At 46.0% G+C, this 18,636-nt stretch carries 16 protein-coding genes; 5 read left to right on the forward strand and 11 right to left on the reverse strand.

What is annotated here, in order from left to right:
- Positions 1-101: 101 nt before the first annotated feature.
- Both ABDZ76_RS12525 and ABDZ76_RS12530 read left to right on the forward strand, forming a co-directional pair.
- Complete coding sequence (locus tag ABDZ76_RS12525; RefSeq protein ID WP_343806009.1) at positions 102-692, forward strand: ankyrin repeat domain-containing protein; 591 nt, start codon at positions 102-104, stop codon at positions 690-692.
- 94 nt (positions 693-786) lie between these two features.
- The gene (locus ABDZ76_RS12530; RefSeq protein ID WP_343806011.1) at positions 787-1,341 is read left to right on the forward strand and encodes an NADPH-dependent FMN reductase; all 555 of its coding nucleotides are present in this window, start codon (positions 787-789) and stop codon (positions 1,339-1,341) included.
- A 61-nt stretch (positions 1,342-1,402) separates the two neighbouring features.
- On the opposite strand, the gene ABDZ76_RS12535 is transcribed toward ABDZ76_RS12530, so the two are convergent.
- Genes ABDZ76_RS12535 through ABDZ76_RS12555 form a run of 5 tightly spaced genes read right to left on the reverse strand, consistent with a single transcriptional unit; the run spans position 1,403 to position 7,112 of the window.
- Positions 1,403-2,839, reverse strand: coding sequence for an aspartate aminotransferase family protein (locus ABDZ76_RS12535; RefSeq protein WP_343806013.1), 1,437 nt, complete (start codon positions 2,837-2,839; stop codon positions 1,403-1,405).
- Between the two features lie 11 nt (positions 2,840-2,850).
- Positions 2,851-3,861 carry an NAD-dependent epimerase/dehydratase family protein gene (locus ABDZ76_RS12540; RefSeq protein ID WP_343806015.1) on the reverse strand — a complete coding sequence of 337 codons (1,011 nt, stop codon included), beginning with the start codon at positions 3,859-3,861 and terminating at the stop codon, positions 2,851-2,853.
- A 1-nt stretch (position 3,862) separates the two neighbouring features.
- Positions 3,863-4,294 (reverse strand): EamA family transporter, encoded by a 432-nt coding sequence (locus ABDZ76_RS12545; RefSeq protein WP_343806017.1) that lies wholly within the window; start codon positions 4,292-4,294, stop codon positions 3,863-3,865.
- 41 nt (positions 4,295-4,335) lie between these two features.
- Complete coding sequence (locus tag ABDZ76_RS12550; RefSeq protein WP_343806020.1) at positions 4,336-5,658, reverse strand: FAD-binding oxidoreductase; 1,323 nt, start codon at positions 5,656-5,658, stop codon at positions 4,336-4,338.
- Entirely contained in the window at positions 5,658-7,112 is a 1,455-nt protein-coding gene (locus ABDZ76_RS12555; protein ID WP_343806262.1) for a UbiA family prenyltransferase, read from the reverse strand. The genes ABDZ76_RS12550 and ABDZ76_RS12555 overlap by 1 nt, the downstream gene beginning before the upstream one ends.
- A 287-nt stretch (positions 7,113-7,399) precedes the next feature.
- On the opposite strand from ABDZ76_RS12555, the gene ABDZ76_RS12560 reads away from it, so the two are divergent.
- A complete protein-coding gene (locus ABDZ76_RS12560; protein WP_343806022.1) occupies positions 7,400-8,584 on the forward strand; it encodes a hypothetical protein in 1,185 nt (394 codons plus the stop codon).
- A 119-nt stretch (positions 8,585-8,703) separates the two neighbouring features.
- On the opposite strand, the gene ABDZ76_RS12565 is transcribed toward ABDZ76_RS12560, so the two are convergent.
- The 5 genes from ABDZ76_RS12565 to ABDZ76_RS12585 all read right to left on the reverse strand — a co-directional run bounded on the left by ABDZ76_RS12565 (position 8,704) and on the right by ABDZ76_RS12585 (position 14,637).
- Positions 8,704-10,320 carry a GMC family oxidoreductase gene (locus tag ABDZ76_RS12565; protein ID WP_343806024.1) on the reverse strand — a complete coding sequence of 539 codons (1,617 nt, stop codon included), beginning with the start codon at positions 10,318-10,320 and terminating at the stop codon, positions 8,704-8,706.
- Between the two features lie 52 nt (positions 10,321-10,372).
- Complete coding sequence (locus ABDZ76_RS12570) at positions 10,373-10,816, reverse strand: sugar dehydrogenase complex small subunit (protein WP_343806026.1); 444 nt, start codon at positions 10,814-10,816, stop codon at positions 10,373-10,375.
- A 473-nt stretch (positions 10,817-11,289) separates the two neighbouring features.
- Positions 11,290-12,276 carry a DNA cytosine methyltransferase gene (locus ABDZ76_RS12575; RefSeq protein ID WP_343806028.1) on the reverse strand — a complete coding sequence of 329 codons (987 nt, stop codon included), beginning with the start codon at positions 12,274-12,276 and terminating at the stop codon, positions 11,290-11,292.
- 64 nt (positions 12,277-12,340) lie between these two features.
- Positions 12,341-13,390, reverse strand: a complete 1,050-nt coding sequence (locus ABDZ76_RS12580; protein WP_343806030.1) for a hypothetical protein — start codon at positions 13,388-13,390, stop codon at positions 12,341-12,343.
- A gap of 866 nt (positions 13,391-14,256) precedes the next feature.
- Entirely contained in the window at positions 14,257-14,637 is a 381-nt protein-coding gene (locus ABDZ76_RS12585; protein ID WP_343806032.1) for a hypothetical protein, read from the reverse strand.
- 231 nt (positions 14,638-14,868) lie between these two features.
- On the opposite strand from ABDZ76_RS12585, the gene ABDZ76_RS12590 reads away from it, so the two are divergent.
- The gene (locus ABDZ76_RS12590) at positions 14,869-15,429 is read left to right on the forward strand and encodes a recombinase family protein (RefSeq protein ID WP_343806034.1); all 561 of its coding nucleotides are present in this window, start codon (positions 14,869-14,871) and stop codon (positions 15,427-15,429) included.
- A gap of 1,524 nt (positions 15,430-16,953) precedes the next feature.
- Here the strand turns inward: ABDZ76_RS12590 and ABDZ76_RS12595 are convergent.
- Entirely contained in the window at positions 16,954-17,946 is a 993-nt protein-coding gene (locus ABDZ76_RS12595; RefSeq protein WP_343806036.1) for a site-specific integrase, read from the reverse strand.
- Between the two features lie 242 nt (positions 17,947-18,188).
- On the opposite strand from ABDZ76_RS12595, the gene ABDZ76_RS12600 reads away from it, so the two are divergent.
- A complete protein-coding gene (locus ABDZ76_RS12600; RefSeq protein ID WP_343806038.1) occupies positions 18,189-18,599 on the forward strand; it encodes a hypothetical protein in 411 nt (136 codons plus the stop codon).
- Positions 18,600-18,636: the final 37 nt, after the last annotated feature.

Here is an 18,636-nt window from a genome sequence, read left to right on the forward strand (position 1 = left end):
TTAAAATTGATGAGGGCTTTTAAGATATGTTTTATTTGAAATCCGGTTTTAAGATGGTTCTTATCGCTTTATCTTTCGTCGTTTTGACAATCGGAGGGGCTATGTCACAATCTAATGATACCAAACTTTTAAAAGCCGCAGCCGATAATGATCTGAGTACAATCAGCACATTGCTTAAGGCGGGCGTGAAGCCTGATATCCGCAATAATCAAGGGCAAACCGCATTGTTGGTAGCGACACACGCCAATCATGTGGAGGCAGCAAAGCTGTTGATTGATGCCGGTGCAGATGTGAATGTAAAAGATGACATCCACGACAGCCCCTATCTTTATGCCGGAGCACGCGGCCATTTGGACATTTTGAAAATGACCTTAGCTCATGGCGCTGATTTGAAAAGCACGAACCGCTATGGCGGCACGGCTTTAATTCCGGCAGCAGAGCGCGGGCATGTTGAGACGGTGAAAACCTTGATTGAGGCAGGCGTTGATGTGGATCACGTCAATAATCTGGGTTGGACAGCGCTGCTGGAAGCGGTGATCTTGGGCAATGGCGGTGCCAAGCACACAGCGATTGTCAAATTGCTGGTTGATGCTGGCGCTGATATTTCGATTGCGGATAAGGATGGGGTAACTGCATTGCAGCACGCTCAGGCGCGTGGATATCAGGATATTATCGCAATTTTGAAAAAATAGTTTTGAGGCATGTATCAGCAATGGCATGATGATGTGCTTGTCTCAAGTGAAGTGATGCTATGACAACTTGTTCCTGTGAAAGAGGAGAGTGTGAATGTCGAAATTGAATGTCGCTGTTCTGGTCGGAAGTCTGCGCAAAGAATCCTTTAGTTCGCAGGTTGCTAATGGCCTCAAAATTGTTGCACCTGATGATATGGCTTTAACGATTGTCGAGATCGGTGATCTGCCATTTTATAATCCTGATCTGGAGACCGACACACCACCGCAACCATGGGTGCGGTTCCGTGCTGAAATTGCCAAAGCTGATGTAGTGATTTTTGTCACGCCTGAATATAACCGGTCTGTTCCGGCCGCACTGAAAAACGCGTTGGATGTTGGCTCGCGCCCTTATGGAAAAAGCGTTTGGGGCGGCAAACCAGCAGCTGTTGTCAGCAGTTCACCGGGCAATATTTCAGGCTTTGGTGCCAATCACCATCTGCGCCAGTCACTGGTTTTTCTGGATATGCCAACCTTGCAACAGCCTGAAGCCTATCTGGCACAGGTGGATAAGCTCTTGGATACTAAGGCAGGTTTTGTGGCTGATACAGCCAAATTTATGGGAATGTTCATGAAGACATTCGACACATTTGCACGCAAAAATATTGGATAGTGCCAAGTTTGAATAGTTGTAAAAAAAGCCGGTTTTAACCGGCTTTTTGTTTTTATATAATTTATTTGATCTGTGCAGTGATGAAGTCTTTGACGATTTTCACAATGCCGCGTCCAAGCACGTCATCAAGAGCTGTAATAAATTCGTCAACATGCTGGCGCTTGCAGATAAGCGGTGGCTCCAAGCGAATGACGTTGCGGTTATATTCGGTGAAGGCTACGAGGACGCCGTGATCGCGTAAAAGATGCGCACCAATAAAGCCCGGCAGCGAGCCTTTCAGCTTATCATCCAGCATGGAAAGCAATGGCCGCAAAACCATCGGCATGGTTTGGGAAAAGTCATGGAACTCCAGTCCCACCATCATGCCCTTACCACGCACATCTTTTAAAAGAGCAGGGTAGCGCTGTTGCAGTTCGCGCAATTTCTCCAGCAGATAATCACCACTTTCGGCAGCATTATCAATGAGGTGTTCATCATAAAGAATATTGAGCGCTTCAATGGAGGTGACGCAAGCTTCGCCAATACCACCAAAGGTAGCCATGGCATGAATCATAGCTGTTTTTGGCGTGCCATAGGCTTTCATATAAATGTCACGGCGGGCGATCATGGCAGCCATGGCGGTTTTACCGCCGCCCAATGATTTTGCCAGCGCGGTTACATCCGGTATGACATCGTAATGTTCAAATGCGTAAAACTTGCCGGTACGACCAAGGCCGCATTGCACTTCATCGGCAACCCAGATGACGCCATATTGATCACAAAGCGCACGCAGTTTCTGCCAATATTCAGGCTCAGCCTGAATGATGCCGCCGCCACCTTGTACGGTTTCCAAAACAATGACGCCGATTTTCGGATCAGATTTGAAAAGCTCTTCAACGGCTTCAATATTACCGAAAGGAATTTTGACTGTATTGTCGACCAGTTCAAACTCGCCACGATAAAGCGCGCCATCTGTGACAGATAAAACGCCTTTGGTTTTGCCGTGGAAAGAATTTTCCGCATAAACAATTTTGGGCCGGTCAGGGCCTGCTGCGCGTTCAGCCACTTTGATTGCCGCTTCCATGGCTTCGGAACCCGATGAGCCTAAGAAAACCATATCAAGGTCGCCCGGCGAGCAGGCAGCGATGTCATAGGCTAAAGCGGTTGCATATTGCGACATGAAAGCAATGGCGATTTCATGGCGCTGTTCTTCCTGAAACTGGCGGCGGGCTTGCAAAATGCGCGGGTGGTTGTGGCCGAATGCCAAGGAACCGAAACCACCGAAAAAGTCGAGAATTTTACGACCGTTCTGATCGTAATAATACATGCCTTCGGCGCGCTCGATTTTAATTTTATGGAAGCCCAGAAGCTTCATGAAATGGAGCTGGCCGGGATTGAGATGGGCAGTGAACAATTCTGTCATCTGCGCAATGCCCATATCCTTGGCTTGCTCGACACTGAGCAAATCCGGCTTTGGTGTATAATTAGGCTTGGCCGATCCGGCGATATCATTCGTCATGGTAAAAATCCTTATGCAGCCTTTAAAGGCGCCTGATCATGAGGCAGTTTGCCGGATAGTTTGGTGCGATATTCGCTATAAGCAGCGATCAGCATGTCTTCGTCACGATATTGCGGCACCCAGCCAAGTTCGCGTTCGCCTTTGGAAACATCCAACACGCACATTTCGTCTGCGATGAGATATTGCTCCGGATCCATCAAAGGTTTGTTGAGCCAATCGAGGAAATCCAAGGTGCGTTTGACAGCCCATGCCGGTGTTGGCAGCAATATGGATTTGGAGCCTGCATGTTTGACCAGATCCCCCAACAGCTTGCGCACAGGCGGCGGATTAAGCGAACCTAAATTATAAACTTCATTCGGCACGCCGGCTTTATACGCGGCGTAAGCAGCGCTTGCACAATCAAACACGGAAATAAACTGATAAGGATTTTTGCCCGAACCAATCATCGGCACAGGAAGATTGTAATCGATCAGTTTGAAGAGCTTTTCAAGAATGCCCAGACGGCCTGGTCCGATAATGAGGCGAGGGCGGAAAAGTGTAATATTCATACCCTTTGTGCGCCATTCAGCCGCTAGTTCTTCGGTTTTAAGTTTTGACCAGCCATATTCGCCCAATGGCGCAACAGGATGCTCCTCTGTTTGCGGCCAGGAATAAGTGTGGCCATAGACCATGTCTGTGGTGAAATGTACCAAACGGGTGGCGCCAGCCGCAGCCATAGCTTTAATGATGTTTTCTGTGCCGTAATAATTGACCGGAAAGAAGAAATCATGACGTTTGGCACGAACTTGCAGCGGCGAGAGCATTTTGGCTGACAAGTTATAAACCATGTCGTCCGGCTGGATATTCAGCCGTGCAATCGCTTCCGGCTCGGTTACATCCGTATGAATGAACTGCGCTTTATCATAATGCGCTAGATCGCTTTTTACGATATCCGCGACAATGACCTCATGTCCGTCGGCGAGTAAAAGCGGTGCAAGATAACGACCGACGAACCCGTCGCCGCCAAAGATTATATGTCTCATTTTAAACTCCGCTCGTTACCTTTGTAGAAGTTTGCGATGTGGATGCTGATTGCTGGCTATTACCACTACCGCTTTGTGCGATCAAAATGGTGCCGATGCAGATGAAAATAATACCGGCAATTTTTAAAGTGCCTAAGTCTTCGTTGAATAGCCACCATGCTAGCAATGCGACCATCACATAAGCGAGGCTCAAGAACGGATAGGCAAAGGAAAGATCAACTTTTGAAAGCACATAAAGATGTGAAGCCATGGAAATGACAAAGGTTACAAGACCTGCAAAAACCCATGGATTGAAGACGATCTGAAAAATGCGTTGAATGAGTGTTTCGGCCGAAAAACTGATAGAACCAAGCGAAATCATGCCGTATTTGAGCAGCAATTGCGCAGCCGCATTGGTCATTACCGTGAATAAAATAAACGGTATATATTTCATGCTACCCCCAAAAAACATTGATCCGGCTAAAGCCGTCATGTTTAGTTATGTCCGGCTAAAGCCGTCCGGTACCAAAAATCAGAGCAGAAGGCCGGATCCCGTAAAGTTTCCAGTGTCTGCCATTGCGCAAAGCCTTGTTCAAAGCATGCGGCACTCATGTGATGGTCTTTGTATGGATTAACGCGACCGCCGGAATCTATGGTGATTGCGTCCAGACGGTCTAATAATTGCAGCGTTTTAATCCCCTTATTGGGAAAGTCCAGCGTCAAAGTATAGCCTGCTCGCGGAAATGATAAAATCCCGGGTGAAGAGATCGAACCAAACCGCTTGAGCACAGTCAGAAAGGAGGCCTGACCAGCTTCACTGGCCGCCTGCAATAAAGAGGCGATGCCTTTGCGCGCTGTTTCAAAAGGAATTACGCTTTGATGCTGAAACAGACCAGCGCGCCCGTAAAGCCGATTCCAGTGTTTTACGCCATCAAGCGGATAGAAAAAACTATCCATGCCGGTTAAATGCGGAGCACTGTTGCCACTTTTAGCTTTGAAATAAGCATAGTTAAAAGCTGTCAGGCTGAAACAGTTCAGCATGGAAAACGGCATTTCAAACGGGACGGATGGTAAAAATCCACGTTTTTTGACAGTAAAATTGCCATTGTCTGCATGGTTGCCGGCAATCAAGACACCGCGGCCGGTTTTTTTACCGCTAGCCAGCTGATCAAGCCATGCCACCGCATATTCATTTTCAGCATCATTGGCTTCAGCAATGTCAAAATAATGCTCCAAATTATTAAAAGGGGTGATCTTTTCAATAATGTCCAGAGAGCCGGTTTTCATCAGCCGGATACGAGCAGAAATAATGATACCTGTCAGTCCCATGCCGCCAATGGTTGCACGAAAAAGAGCTTCGTTTTCTGAAGATGAACATAGATAAATCTGACCATCAGAGCGCAACAGTTGAAGGCTTTCAACATGGCAGCCGAATGTGCCACGCAAGTGATGGTTTTTGCCGTGCACATCATTGGCGATAGCGCCACCAAGCGTGACGAATTTTGTACCCGGCGTGACAGCCAGAAAAAAACCGGATGGCGCGATGGCAGGTATGATTTCTTCCAGCGTTATGCCGCTTGCAGCTTCTAAAATGCCATTGTTGTGGTCAAAGTCGATGATGCGTGCATGATCGCGCATCGCAATCAGTAATCCCTGATCATTATGGCAACTGTCACCGTAGGAGCGCCCATTGCCGAAGGGCAACAGGCCTCCATCATTGCCGCCCATTGTTTCAGGCGACATGTTAAAGCGTTCAAATGGTAAAGAATTTCGCTTTTGTCGGTGAATGCGTCCAAAACTGTTGAAGTCTTGTTTCATTAGGGCATCCCAGCAATGAGGAAGCAAATGACACCGATAGAAATAACAAGCTGGCTGCGCCAGTCGGTGGCGAGAAAGACGACCGGGTCCTCATCCATTTCACCACGGTGTGCCAGAATCCAGATGCGGACGTTAAGATAAAGCACGATAGGGCCAAGAGGCCATAGAATCCATGGGTGCTGATAATTAATCAGAATACTGTCATTATTCATGTAAAGAGCAAGAACCAAAGCCGCGGTAAAGGCGGATGCAACACCACTTTGGCCGACAATATCGCGGTCTTCAGGACGATAGCCGCGGCCTGCCAGTTTGTCTTTGACCATCAAGGTTGAGTTGGCGAGTTCAACATAGCGTTTCACCAGTGCCAAAGACATGAAGAAGAACATGGAGAATGTCATTAACCAGAATGATTGCTCAATACCGGTTGCAGCCATGCCGCCCAGCAGGCGCAGGCTGTAAAGTCCTGCCAGACATATAACATCTACCAGCATTTTGCGTTTGATAAATAAGGAATAGGCAAATGTTGTCAGAACATAAATCCCAAGAACGGCTGCAAATTCCAGTGGCAGGGAAAAGCAGGTAATCGCCGCAATAAAAAGGAGAATTGTTGAGGTGATGAGGCCGCAAGGAATGGAAATGGCGCCACTTGCTAAAGGGCGGTTACGCTTTTTCAGATGTTTGCGGTCTGATGGCAGGTCGAGCAGATCATTGATAATATAAATGGCCGATGCGGCTGCAGAAAATGCTAAAAAAGCCGCGATGCTGGCTATAAAAAAAGGGCCGTTAAGAAGCTCATGTGCCAGAATGACCGGCACAAAGATCAGAATATTTTTCAACCATTGATGCACTCTGAGCATCTTCAGGAATGTCATCACAGACACTGTCGGAGCCGGAAATAATCTGGCCTGATGTTTCTTTTGATAGCGGGCGGCTGCTCTGTCTGGCGCTACGATAATTACTTGATTTGAAACTGCAAAAACGGCCAGATCATCACGACTGTTGCCTGCGTAATCAAAGCCTTTATCGCCATAATGTTTGACTAATAGCGCTGCCTTACGATGGGATGACACGTTATTGTGGATGTCGGTGGCAAAAACCTTATCAAAAATACCCAGATGTTCAGCCACAGCCAGCGCAAACTTTTGTGCGGACGCTGTAGCCAATACGAGTTTGTGCCCTGCTTGATGTTGATCCAGCAGGAAGTTCAAAAAATCTTGACGATAAGGGAGGGATGCAGCCTCCAGTGTAACCCGTTCGGCAATAGCGGTTTTTAAGAAAGCTTTGCCTTTAATAAGCCAGAAGGGAAGAACAAAAATATAAAATATGTTTTTGCTCAATAGCGCAAAAAGGCTTTCCCAAAGCAGGTCGGAAGCAATCAGGGTGCCATCCAGATCAACGACCAAAGGTACGCCTGTTTTAAAAGGCTGGCTTTCTACCACATCAATGTCCCCCAACACGAATTGTTAAATCCTTTACAGGCTTTCATGCAATTTATCTAGGCAAAAGATATGGTTTGAAGAGCTTGTATTGGTTGCATTGAAGATAAGCTCTTTTGAATTTAACTCATACTAAAGTTTAACAAGCGGTGCTGCTAATGAATATCGTACTGAAATTGCTTCTACTGCAAATTTTCAAATAACGGGAGAAGAAAGAGGAGTGGTGCATTCATCTTTTCACTGGAAAATGCATCGGGAAGTGATAGAGAGACGAAGACAGTGATGAGCGTGGGGGCTATCGAGGCATGCATAGAAATGAACGACTGATTGATACGGTTCTTCGCTTGCAGGAGGGTATGTGGTCAAACGAACTCGTGCATCGGCTTTCTAAGATCGCTGGGGCTTTGGCTATTTTGGTAGCGATGGCTACGACAGTGATCTACTCTGTAACCAAGCCGGATAATAATTGGGATATGATCCCCTACATAGCAACTGCTCTTGAGAACCGATACCCTGATCCTGTTGCACTTCATACAGAAACATGGCGTCAAGTCAGCGCAGTGACGGACGAACATGAGCTAAATGCGCTTCAAAATGGTGGAAATTATCGACAGTCGCAATGGGAAAGCCCTGAGAATTTTGCGTCACAACTACCGATGTATAATGTTAAAGCAGGTTATGTGCAGCTATTGCGGTTGATCGAGCCATATACAGGTTTGGTGTTGGGTGGGCACTTGATCAGTATAACCGCGGCTATTGTCGTCGGTGTCATTATTCTTGGGCTCCTTGCTTATTATAATGCGCTTCAGGCAGGATTATTGGTTGCACCGGCACTGCTGCTTGCAGGCTATGGGCCTATGACGTCTGCGGTATTTCCTGATATTGTTTTAGCTGCATTATCTTTTGCTGCAATTGCTGCATTTATACGTGAACGCGATTGGCTCGCAGCGCTTTTGCTGGTGCTGGCCTTTACGATCCGGCCTGATAATATCATTATGACTTTCGCACTATTGATTGCGGCAGTGCTCTTCGGCTGGCGTAAACTGCCGCTATTGGTCGCTTTCGTAGTCTCGGTGATTGCTGGTCTTTATATTTCGAAATCAGCCGGTCATATCGGCTGGTGGGCTCATCTCTATTTCACTTGTATTGAAATGCAGCCTTCACTAACCGGCTTCAAACCGGATTTTTCAATCATTCTGCTTATCAAAGCATATATTCGAGGTGTTTTACTGGCGCTGTATCTGGAAAGTTGGCCATCCATGCTGCTGGTATCACTGGTTGCGTGGGTTGGAATGGCAAAAGCGGGAATGAAAACACAAATCACCAGATTGAACGGTATAGCATTTGCCATGGTTATCGGAATGCTGGGTAAGTTTGTTTACTTCCCGATGCCCTATGATCGCTTCTTCTTCAATATGATTGTTATTCTGGTATTGGTACTGTCATTGGGGTGGGCGACCAATGCGAATGAGAAATTTTTGAAGAGATAAAAGAACAGCTTTTCACTTAAATCTTTATAGGCGACCGATTTTTATCGATCGCCTATTTTTATTATAAGCAAGCAGATTTTGATGATGTCTGGCAGGAAGGCCGCCAAAAGACACCACGATTATTTCACTGTTGCGGCAATGGCATTAACTGCCCGCAGTGATAAAGCTGCAATTGTAAGGGTCGGGTTTGCGGTCGCTGAGGTTGGGAAAGTTCCAGAACCTAATAAAAATAAATTGCGATGATTAAAGCTACGCAGATCCGCATCCACAACCGCACTTGCAGCATCTGTGCCCATACGCACTGTGCCAATAACATGTCCAGATCCTTTGATGTCCTTGGCATGATTGACATTTGTTGCTTTGAGGGCGGCAAACACTTCATTATGTGCTTTTTCTGCAGCGTCCAATCCTGCACGTGTATAGTCGGAATAATCATAATGAATGCGCGGCAGCGGCACGCCATTGGCATCGCGTTTATCCGGATCAAGTGTGACCCGGTTACTGGCTTCGGGGGATTGCTCCACAAGGGAAGCGAGGCGGATTTGTCGAGAGGTTTTATTTTTGATGGCAGCATCCAGCTCAGTTCCGCGCAAGCCTTGGCTTATTAATTCAGCAGCTGTCGATAATGGTGCACCTGTCGGCCAATTGTGACCGTCATTGCCGATTTCTATCCGGAAAGCGGCGTAGTTTTTGCGAAAATCACCATCACGAAGATTTTCTATTCCTGAAGTGGAAAGCGGACCACGATAAGGCCAGACCGGTTCCGGTGTTTCAGCCCAGCTTAGTTTGCTGGGGTGATCCATCAGATTACGGCCGACTTGGTCGGAGCTGTTAGCAATGCCATTTGCTGCTCCCTCCTGCGCAGAATTTAATAATAAGCGCGGCGTTTCGATTGCATGGGCGGCGACCACCACTACTTTGCCTTTTGCCGTGCCGGTGCTGCCGTCAGCACGGCGGAAATCAACTGAGGCAATCTGGCCGTCTTTGGCGAGGTTTAAGCGTGTCGCAGTGGTTTGTTCATAAATAATAGCACCTGCGGCTTCGGCTTGATCGAGATGAATTGTAGCATCATATTTCGCCTGAACCGGACAAACGGGAATGCAAGAACCGTTGCCACAGCATTCCGGACGGTCGTTTTTCGTGACAGAGTTCCGGCCCTGCGGGGTGGAGCGGACTTGATATTTTGACCCCTCCAGCGCTTTGGTGAAATATTTATCTAAATAGGTTTGCGGGATCATCGGCATTGGAAAACTGCCGGATCTCGGTGAGCCGAGATCATCGTCACTGTCACCGGAAACACCGATTTCTTGCTCAGCTGCCAGATAAAATGGTTCAAGTGCCGCATAATCGAACGGCCAGTCTACCGCATGGCCATAAAGAGATTTCATTTTAAAGTCAGCCGGCACATTCCGCAGTGTGGTGCCCAGCCAATGCCAAGTCGTTCCTCCCACCACTTTGATATAGGTGGACTTGAAATTTTCCGGCCCCATCTGCTGATAATAATCACCGATCCTGTGGGTTAATGGATGCGGTGCGGTAGGGTCGTTCGGATAAGCGGATTCAGGAACCTTGATGGTTGCATTCCAGAATGTTTCAACAGCATCGGAACGGTCGACGCGTTTGCCACTTTCCAGAAAGGCAACTTTGAGGCCTTTTTGCGCCAGTTTTGCACCGGCAAGTGCGCCGGCAATGCCACTCCCGATGATCAGAATATCAACCGAAATATCTTGGGTCATTGGGGAAATCCTTGCTTCTTGATTGGCGGGATTTGAATGAGTGATCTGCAAATCATGCTTCGGGCGGTTCAGCCCAATAGCCTACGGCACCGCCGCAATAGCCCATCGGCTTGGTGTAATCCATCGCTTGCCAGATGAGTGTGTCGGTATAATCCAAAACCTGCAAATCCTCCGGGGTAGGGGATTCGCCCGTATACCAAGCCGTTACAAGGGAGTTGGCTAAATCCTGATTTTTTTGGCCGCTTGCCAAATCAGCAAGCGCTTTTTCTTTGCCGAGGTCGGAATAGATTTTCAGCATTGCGGCCGCGTCATCTTTAGATAGGCCGGTTTGTCTCGTTTCCTTTTCAGAAAGGGCAAGGAATGCATTGACATCAAAGCCGGATGTGAGTGCCCATGCCGGCAGCGGCGCCAGTGAGAGCACGGAGGTTGCCGCAGTCGCTAATAAAAAACCTCTGCGTGTAAGAACTGAGGCTTGTGTTACCGTGGAGTTTGGCATGAGGCTGATCCTTGGCTGTGATGTTGTTTCGTGAGAGTACGCTTACATCTGAGACAAGGCAATAATTATGCTGTTTGTGTATTGTTTTAAGTCTTGAAATTTATCTTTTATATTAAGTTGTCCGAATATAATCGGGTTTTATAAAGTTATTACTTGATTAAAATGGAATAGTTTTTGATTTGTGAAATTTTATAAGGTGTGATTGTTGGCGGATATTCATATTGCTCTTCAAAAAAAGCATAATATGTCTTTTGCTTGTGGGGCGGCAAAGCGTGGCACATTCAAAATGTGAAGCTGCTAATATCTATATTGATTGTTTTTGATAAATATCTGGCGGAGAGAGAGGGATTTGAACCCCCGATGGAGTTGCCCCCATGCCGCATTTCGAGTGCGGGGACAACAAAATAGGTTGATAAAATTCGATTAGATCTCAAGTTAAATAGACTGCAGGAATAAAAAGGCGACTGATTACCTTACTCAGCGGCAATAGCATTGAAAGGGGAGTTATCTTCCTTGTCCTTTAAGGCGGCTTCGATTTTCGATAAAGTTGTCTCAACTGCGCCGGATAAGTGCCAAGCTAATACAGGAGGAACAGCGTTCCCGATCATTCTTTCGGTTTCTCGTAATCTGGCTTTAAAAATAAAGCTATCTGGAAAAGATTGAAAGCGAGCACTTTCACGCATTGAAACGCGTCGAGGTAAACTGTAATGGAAAGGATTATTTCCATGACATTCCGCCCGGACTGTAGGAGCGGGTTTATTTGGATCAAGAACCCGAGCTCCTTGGTCAGTGGTTTTCGCAGCTAAAGACCAAATGTGACTGAATTCTGGATCAATATCTAATTGACATAGATCATCAATAGCCGATTTTGATGAAATCCACTGATCTTTAGTGAATGTCTCTTTTGGTGGATCGAATTCTATCACATCATCAAGAACACCGACTATCAGAACCCGTTCTCTTCCTTGGGGGATGCCAAAATTCGCGGCATTATATAGTCTATATGATACTTTATAGCCAAGGCTTGAAAAGTCTGAAATTACTTTTTCTAGGGAATCTTTATTGTATTTAAACAATAATCCGCGGACATTCTCGGCTATGAACATCTTTGGCTTCATGTTATCAACGGCTTCTACCATTGCCCGGTAGAGACCAGATCTTGCACCTGCAACTCCAGCGCGTTTTCCATTGATTGATATATCTTGACATGGAAAGCCACCAATCAATACATCACACGTGCTTGGCATGCTATCGATGTGATCCCAGATATTTCCTATGTGAATATTATGTTGAAGGTTGTGCTTATAGGTTGCACAAGCATATGCGTTGAGATCATTCGCCCATATGATTTCGAATGGCCGTTTTTTATAAGCGACACCGAGGCTATTAAAACCGCCGAGGAAACCTAAATCCATACCGCCACAACCGCTAAACATCGAAACGACTTTATATTTTCTCATGAATTAAGCCCTTTGTCTGTGTTAATTTGTTGGCGAATATCCTCCTTGTAACGTGGTATGTGTGTCACTTCAATGATGCATTTTTAGCTTGTTCCTCTAAAAAGAGATAATCAGATGGTTTCCATCCATCATAATATTTTTCTGCATAATCATCGGCCATTTCAAGCCAGCGTAAAATACGTTTTTCCGGGCGAGGAATGTCATTTGTTTCCCAGTATTCCTTGAATAGTGCCTCCTCTAATTCGAATGCGGCAGTGCGCATTGCTTCCTCAATCGATTTGAGCGCATGCTGGACATATTTACCCCCTCGCACCTTTCCGGCAACACTACCTGCACTAAAAAGATCTCTAGCTTGAGGACAGAGAACTCCGCGATAAGCCATCATATAGACGACAGGATCTGTATATTTACGCTTATACTTCCGGCTATGCGCTACAATCTGGGGGCACATAAGAGCTGCTTCTGCACGAAGTTTGATTTTATCTTTATCCTCAAGATCCATGTAAACTTTAACGGCTAGAGACATGGATTGTTGTTGATCGTCGACTTCATTATCCTCTAACCACCAAAGCCGTTCGCCTGGTTTAAGGCGGGCACGGGCGTAAGTTCGAACGTGTTCCATCTTTTCATGCATATCTAGATGGCGGAATTGATCATAGGTAATACCTATCGTATCAAATAGATGGCGTTCATTATTGGGGTCTAGATTAATTTCAAAGCGTGGAACATGAGATGTTCTTACATGACAAATGGATGCGCCATAATCGGCTGTCCTAACTTCGGGTATTCCGCCCATCTTCCCATAAATTACATAAATTTTTTCAACGTCTAATGCGCGACGACCTTCTGATACTGAATTCGCTACGCAGCGCCAGTTATTACTTTCTGTCGCTTTGATTTCTGCTCCAAATTTTCCGATGACAATATCGGGGAAGCCTTGATCAATTTTCTCCATAGCATTTTCAAGATCGTAACTATGCAGCACGTTTGCAAAGGTGATTCTTGCAAAATTTTCAAATGCTGCTGGTTTATGATTTGCAGCCGATGCTTTTACGTCGGCATCAAGAATCTCTCTCACCTCATTTAGTATTTTTAAAAACAACTCTTCATTCATATAGGATAATCCATTTTAATAACTGGATTATCCTTCATCATTTTCTCCGATTCGGCCAGCTTATTAAAGGTTGACTATATAATTTAGTGAGCGGAAATTTAAGGCATGAAGTCTAGAAGTTTAATATGATGGCTAAGGCGTTTTATAAGTAAATTTAACAGAGTGTGCTTACAATAAAGAAATTGCAGGTGTAACAGCGCAGCGTCCTAAGTGTGATTAATTTGCAAATTTCTGCGTCTCAATAATAGCTGGCAGCTTGCCATACCATTGATCCGTGTCCTGAATGAAATAGGTCGCAGTCTTTAAATCTGCTCCCGGCGCAGACATGTTTAAGAAAAAATACTTTGCAAACCGGATCGATGATATTTGTAGTGTAAATTTTGAGAAAGAGAGGTGCAGGTTTTGGTCTCTTTGGGGCGTGAACCTCTATAGTTCACTCATCAGAATATAAGGAGCCGCCCCTAATGACGTGCCACCAATGGCTGCGCTTTCTAATTGGTGAGCTGATCATGTTGCTGTAAGAAAAATCATAAATCGAATAATATTTCACAGGCTTTAATTGCAGCAATTACTTCACATTTTAAAATGTGGTCTTGGTTCAAATTAAAATATAAAAATATTTAGTCCCGACAGATCACCTGTGGATAGGATATCTATCGTGATTGGCATCTAATCATGCTAAGATCTGTCAATGCCTGTGGCTGGGCTGCCAACATTTATTGAAATATAAAGACCTTTGCCAATGGTTCTTGGTCATACGCTTTTGGTGAAGGGGCGCAAAGCTACAGAGAACCCATGCGAAAGCGTGATGCCTCTCAAATGCACTGGAAACAAATAAGCATATTTAATCGTAGATTGATCTACGGCTAATTCCGCAGTTTTCTGTTCACTGCATCATTGAGTGATTTCAACGACCGTTCTGCATTGCTGCTTTTTGTCTGCTGGTAGAGATCAAGTAAGACATCTGTGCATTCTAAATCATACCGCGCTTCGCTTTCATAATGCTCTTCCAAATCACGATCAGCGGCTCTTAAATTGGCATTAGGAATTTTGCCGAGGATTTCCATCACGCGTGTTTTGTAATCAATATACTCACTGATCGGTTTGTTACAGATGACCGCTGCTCGTTTTAAAACTGCATACGGATAGAGTGCGAGCTTGAATGAGGTGTCTAAAGCGTCAGCCGATGCCGGTGTGATACTCAAAAAAAGTGCTGGAACGACAGCTGTAAGCATAAAACGGGACATTGGATTTTGGGCTCCCTAAGCAAAAATACGCTGCACAAAAGGGAACCCTTCTCCTACTGCTTGAATAGCTATTTTCAAATGACAGGAAGTCCTTGATTTTGATAGGCAGGCTTAAACGGTCAACAACTAAACCCATGCCGCACGAAAGGGTTCCTTTTCGTCAAGAGGGGAACGGGTATCTTCATCAAGGAATAGCTGAATATTTATTGCTAGTTATCCGGAATGAGTAAGATGAAGAAAATAGGATATGCCCGTGTTTCGACCAGCGACCAAAACCTTGATCTACAGCTCAGTGCGTTGAAGGCCGCAGGGTGCACGAAGGTTTATACCGATCAGGGCGTATCCGGTGCTGAATTTGAACGGGAAGGCCTCAGCAAGGTGCTAAAAGCGTTACAAGCCGGAGATATGCTGGTTGTATGGCGGTTAGATCGTCTTGGGCGGTCATTGGTTGATCTGGTTCGGCTGATATCTGAATTGGGTGAGCGCGAGGTGGAGTTTCATTCCTTAAGTGAAGCCATCGATACGTCCTCATCCGGTGGACGGCTGCTGTTTCACCTGCTTGCTGCGATGGCAGAGTTTGAACGGTCATTGATCAGTGAGCGCACCAAAGCCGGAATGGAAGCTGCCCGTGCACGAGGACAAAGGATCGGGCGTAAGCCTGCCATGACAGCTACACAGCTCCGGAGTGCCCGTATTGCTCTTAAGGATGGTTCTGCTTCTGTGGAGGCGCTCGCCGAGCGCTATAATTTGCATCCACGCACGTTAGTTAGAGCACTGAAGGATGTTGCGTAACAGGATACTGTTATTTGACTTGTAGCGGCTTGCTGACTCATTCCTTTGTGCGGCTTGATAGAAGTGCTGTCCGGAAGGCAGTGCGTGCAGGTGACTCTCTATGGCGTTTTCGGTCAATGTGTAGTTTGAGCCAACAATATTAAACGACCAGCGCCTCATTGAATGATGCACATGCTTGCTTTGGGAAACGGCTAGTTCGCTTGTAGTGCGGGACTGAAATCACTCGATTTACCCCGGAATGTCCCGCATGCACAGAAAGGATAATCTTGCGACCGAGAGCGCCTCTGGTTGAGGCATAGCGAGTCACTGGAGCGCTTACTGAGGTTCCGCGAGGGTTTGCTGTGCCGGAAGATTTTACTTGCCGGTGAGCATTTATGGAGTCTTTAAGTTTAAGCAGATTAACAACTTAAATTTTGGACGAATGTTAAGAAATCGTGCAAAATAATCCGGTGTCCGGTGTCCGGTGACAAAACTGCTATAATAATATGTGGCACCGTTTTTGCCCTTCTTCTGGATTTCAATCATTCATAAGATGAATATCTCGAAGGCTCTGGGTCGTATCCCCAAGTCACGCTATTAACGTCCAAGCTATCCTTTGTTGAGGTAGCAACGTCATGGTTCGAGACATGGAAGGAATAAAGCCCTTAATGCGACCCCGTGTGTAAATTCATGGACAGCTTATAGGCTCTGTCGCCCGTGCTCAGCACAAAAGGACATTAAAAGATTCGGGCTCTGTGTGGTCGCTTTTATAGCGTGGACCACATCCCGATATTTTCTATGAGTTGAGACGTATGCTCATAGAAAATGCAGCGGCAGCACTAAGTGCTGTTGCTAACCGATGGAGATACGAAAGTATCTCGGATACGGCATTATGGAAGGTAAATGGCATCCGCCTTCCGCGTGATTGACGCTAGTTGCTTTAGCTCTCTGTAGACGCAGATTTACATATTATCCTCCCTCCCTTGAAACGGTCGATTCATGATTATGTTTTGACTTTGGCTAATCTGCCAAGGCTTTATGCTTAAGTTTCAAGGGAGGGGGGATAGCTCTATTCCGCAGTAACAAGAAAGCTCAATTTGTAATGTATGATCTTACGTTTGAAAGAGGTGGTTAGTAAAAAAGAAAATAAGAAAGCACTACCCAAGCAGACGTATATAATGAGTGAGTAGGACAATCTTAGCTGTTTCTTAAAAATGTGTGCGTGAGTTTAGGTGATTTCTGTTCAAAAATCAGGTTTGGAGCTTTTTCTGTAAACTTACGGACAAGATAGCGACAACATTCTTCTTATTCCATATAAGAAGCTCATGGGCTATAACCGTGCCAGTTTGTAAAGCTTTAGCCCACTCTTGAGCTACTTTCGCACCTCTAAGTTTACACAATGGAAAGATAAGTTGCAGCTCAGGAGCGGTGCTTACGTTTCCGGATTGCTATGGCACCAGAAACCATCCCCTAAAATAAATCCGGATTTTTCTAGGACTTCGTGAATTCGTATAGTCGTCTGAAAACTCGTGAGGGTAGATTGAACTACCCTAAACGTGAGACGAGGCTGTCAGCGCTCAAGTGTGTGTATCGCTGCAGCATTGATAATGCTTTATGCCCGGAGATTGTGCTGACCTCCATCACGTTTAGACCAAGCTCAAAAAATCTGCTGACAGCTTCGTGACGTAGATCATGGAATTTGAGATCAACGATACCGGATCGCTTCAGAATACGTCGCCATGATTGTTCAAATGCTGAGATCGTCATGCCGAATGGCATAGATTGATCCATGCTGTCGGTATGGTGAAGTGACATGAGCGCTTCATATGCGCGGGTTGATAATGGAACTTCTCGGCTCGTTCCGTTTTTGGTCAGGGCTAATGAGATCACTCGGCGATTATGCGAGATGTCGCTCCATTTGAGTCCCAGAAGCTCACCACGGCGCATCCCGGTCTCAATGGCTACAATGATCAGCGCACGGAAGCATACGACTCTACCGTCATCACAGGCGGCTAATAGGCGCTGTTCTTCTGGTGGAGTAAGGCGTCGCGACCGAGCATTATTGATTATTGGACGCCGGATCATCTTAACGACGTTCTGGGCGAGGGGATAACCCCAATCACGCATGGCGACATCTAGAACGTGGCTAAGAATCGCAAGTTCACGGACGGCTGTAGCGGGTTTGACTGTCCGGAGGCGTTCATCACGGAATGATGCAATGTCTTGCTGCGACAGACCGACTAGCGTCCGGTAAGCGAGATCATGACGTTGAAGCACGCCAAGGCGCTGTATTTCTTGAATGGCACCTCGTTTGATCGGTGATACCTCTTCGGCGTATCGCTTCATTAATTCGCCGAGTGTGGTGCTATCGAGAATGCGCGTATCAGGTGCCGCGCCGAACTTGTCAACTTGGGTTTCCAGTTCACGTGCCCATTTCTCGGCTTCTGATTTACTGTCGAATGATTTACAGCGTGGTTTGATACCTCGTCTGCGCACCTGTGCTTGCCAACGTCCTCTGAGTTTGCGTATCGTTGCCATGTGATCTCCGGTAATGATTGAAGATCACGCGTAGGATGCCCCGCATGGGGAGCCAAGGATTATGCCGGCACGACGAGCGAAAGTGTATCATCTGCATCGTTTAAGTTGATATTATGCATTTGGCTGATCACGTTATAAATATAAACGACTCGTTATTAAGTGAGGTGATTATTTAAGTTTTGAATAGCGCGATTTTTTGTGCAGAAGTGTCTACATTGGTGGAGGACGATGGAGGTGGTCTTATGAGAGTTGATTTGTCTAATCGTGACATTACTAAGCTTTCAGAAAGGTTTTATGACGGTAGTAGTAAGCCGATAACCATTGTTAAGCCGAAGGACAAACCCTTGGAAATTGCTTGGTGGCAGAGCCACCCTAAAAAAGAGGGGGTAAATAGTGCAAGGCATCATGCCGCAATAAAGATGTATCTTGAAATTGCGCTGAGTGCTAAGTCAGGTAGACTTCTAGATAGCTTCCCAGCCCAGTTCGAATGCAGTGATAGAGTATATTTAAGGCCTGACAAGGGAGTTATTAAGAGCTTTCTTGATAAGAGGCTTGTGACGTCCCGCTTAATTGGTTCCCAGCTATTTTTCGACCTCACGGAGACGGGTAAGGCGTATGCACTAATTTCTGCAGAGAGCTATTTGAAAAGGTAAGTATGGGATAGTTTCTCACGCGAGCACTGCATGTATC

It is taken from the genome of Paenochrobactrum glaciei (assembly GCF_039522165.1).
GTDB lineage: Bacteria > Pseudomonadota > Alphaproteobacteria > Rhizobiales > Rhizobiaceae > Paenochrobactrum > Paenochrobactrum glaciei.

What these genes read in the sequence shown, in the direction of transcription:
- ABDZ76_RS12525 (WP_343806009.1), top strand. Translation starts at nt 102, where the DNA reads ATGTCACAATCTAATGATACCAAACTTTTAAAAGCCGCAGCCGATAAT.
- ABDZ76_RS12530 (WP_343806011.1), top strand. Translation starts at nt 787, where the DNA reads ATGTCGAAATTGAATGTCGCTGTTCTGGTCGGAAGTCTGCGCAAAGAA.
- ABDZ76_RS12535 (WP_343806013.1), bottom strand. Translation starts at nt 2,839, where the DNA reads ATGACGAATGATATCGCCGGATCGGCCAAGCCTAATTATACACCAAAG.
- ABDZ76_RS12540 (WP_343806015.1), bottom strand. Translation starts at nt 3,861, where the DNA reads ATGAGACATATAATCTTTGGCGGCGACGGGTTCGTCGGTCGTTATCTT.
- ABDZ76_RS12545 (WP_343806017.1), bottom strand. Translation starts at nt 4,294, where the DNA reads ATGAAATATATACCGTTTATTTTATTCACGGTAATGACCAATGCGGCT.
- ABDZ76_RS12550 (WP_343806020.1), bottom strand. Translation starts at nt 5,658, where the DNA reads ATGAAACAAGACTTCAACAGTTTTGGACGCATTCACCGACAAAAGCGA.
- ABDZ76_RS12560 (WP_343806022.1), top strand. Translation starts at nt 7,400, where the DNA reads ATGCATAGAAATGAACGACTGATTGATACGGTTCTTCGCTTGCAGGAG.
- ABDZ76_RS12565 (WP_343806024.1), bottom strand. Translation starts at nt 10,320, where the DNA reads ATGACCCAAGATATTTCGGTTGATATTCTGATCATCGGGAGTGGCATT.
- ABDZ76_RS12570 (WP_343806026.1), bottom strand. Translation starts at nt 10,816, where the DNA reads ATGCCAAACTCCACGGTAACACAAGCCTCAGTTCTTACACGCAGAGGT.
- ABDZ76_RS12575 (WP_343806028.1), bottom strand. Translation starts at nt 12,276, where the DNA reads ATGAGAAAATATAAAGTCGTTTCGATGTTTAGCGGTTGTGGCGGTATG.
- ABDZ76_RS12580 (WP_343806030.1), bottom strand. Translation starts at nt 13,390, where the DNA reads ATGAATGAAGAGTTGTTTTTAAAAATACTAAATGAGGTGAGAGAGATT.
- ABDZ76_RS12585 (WP_343806032.1), bottom strand. Translation starts at nt 14,637, where the DNA reads ATGTCCCGTTTTATGCTTACAGCTGTCGTTCCAGCACTTTTTTTGAGT.
- ABDZ76_RS12590 (WP_343806034.1), top strand. Translation starts at nt 14,869, where the DNA reads ATGAAGAAAATAGGATATGCCCGTGTTTCGACCAGCGACCAAAACCTT.
- ABDZ76_RS12595 (WP_343806036.1), bottom strand. Translation starts at nt 17,946, where the DNA reads ATGGCAACGATACGCAAACTCAGAGGACGTTGGCAAGCACAGGTGCGC.
- ABDZ76_RS12600 (WP_343806038.1), top strand. Translation starts at nt 18,189, where the DNA reads ATGAGAGTTGATTTGTCTAATCGTGACATTACTAAGCTTTCAGAAAGG.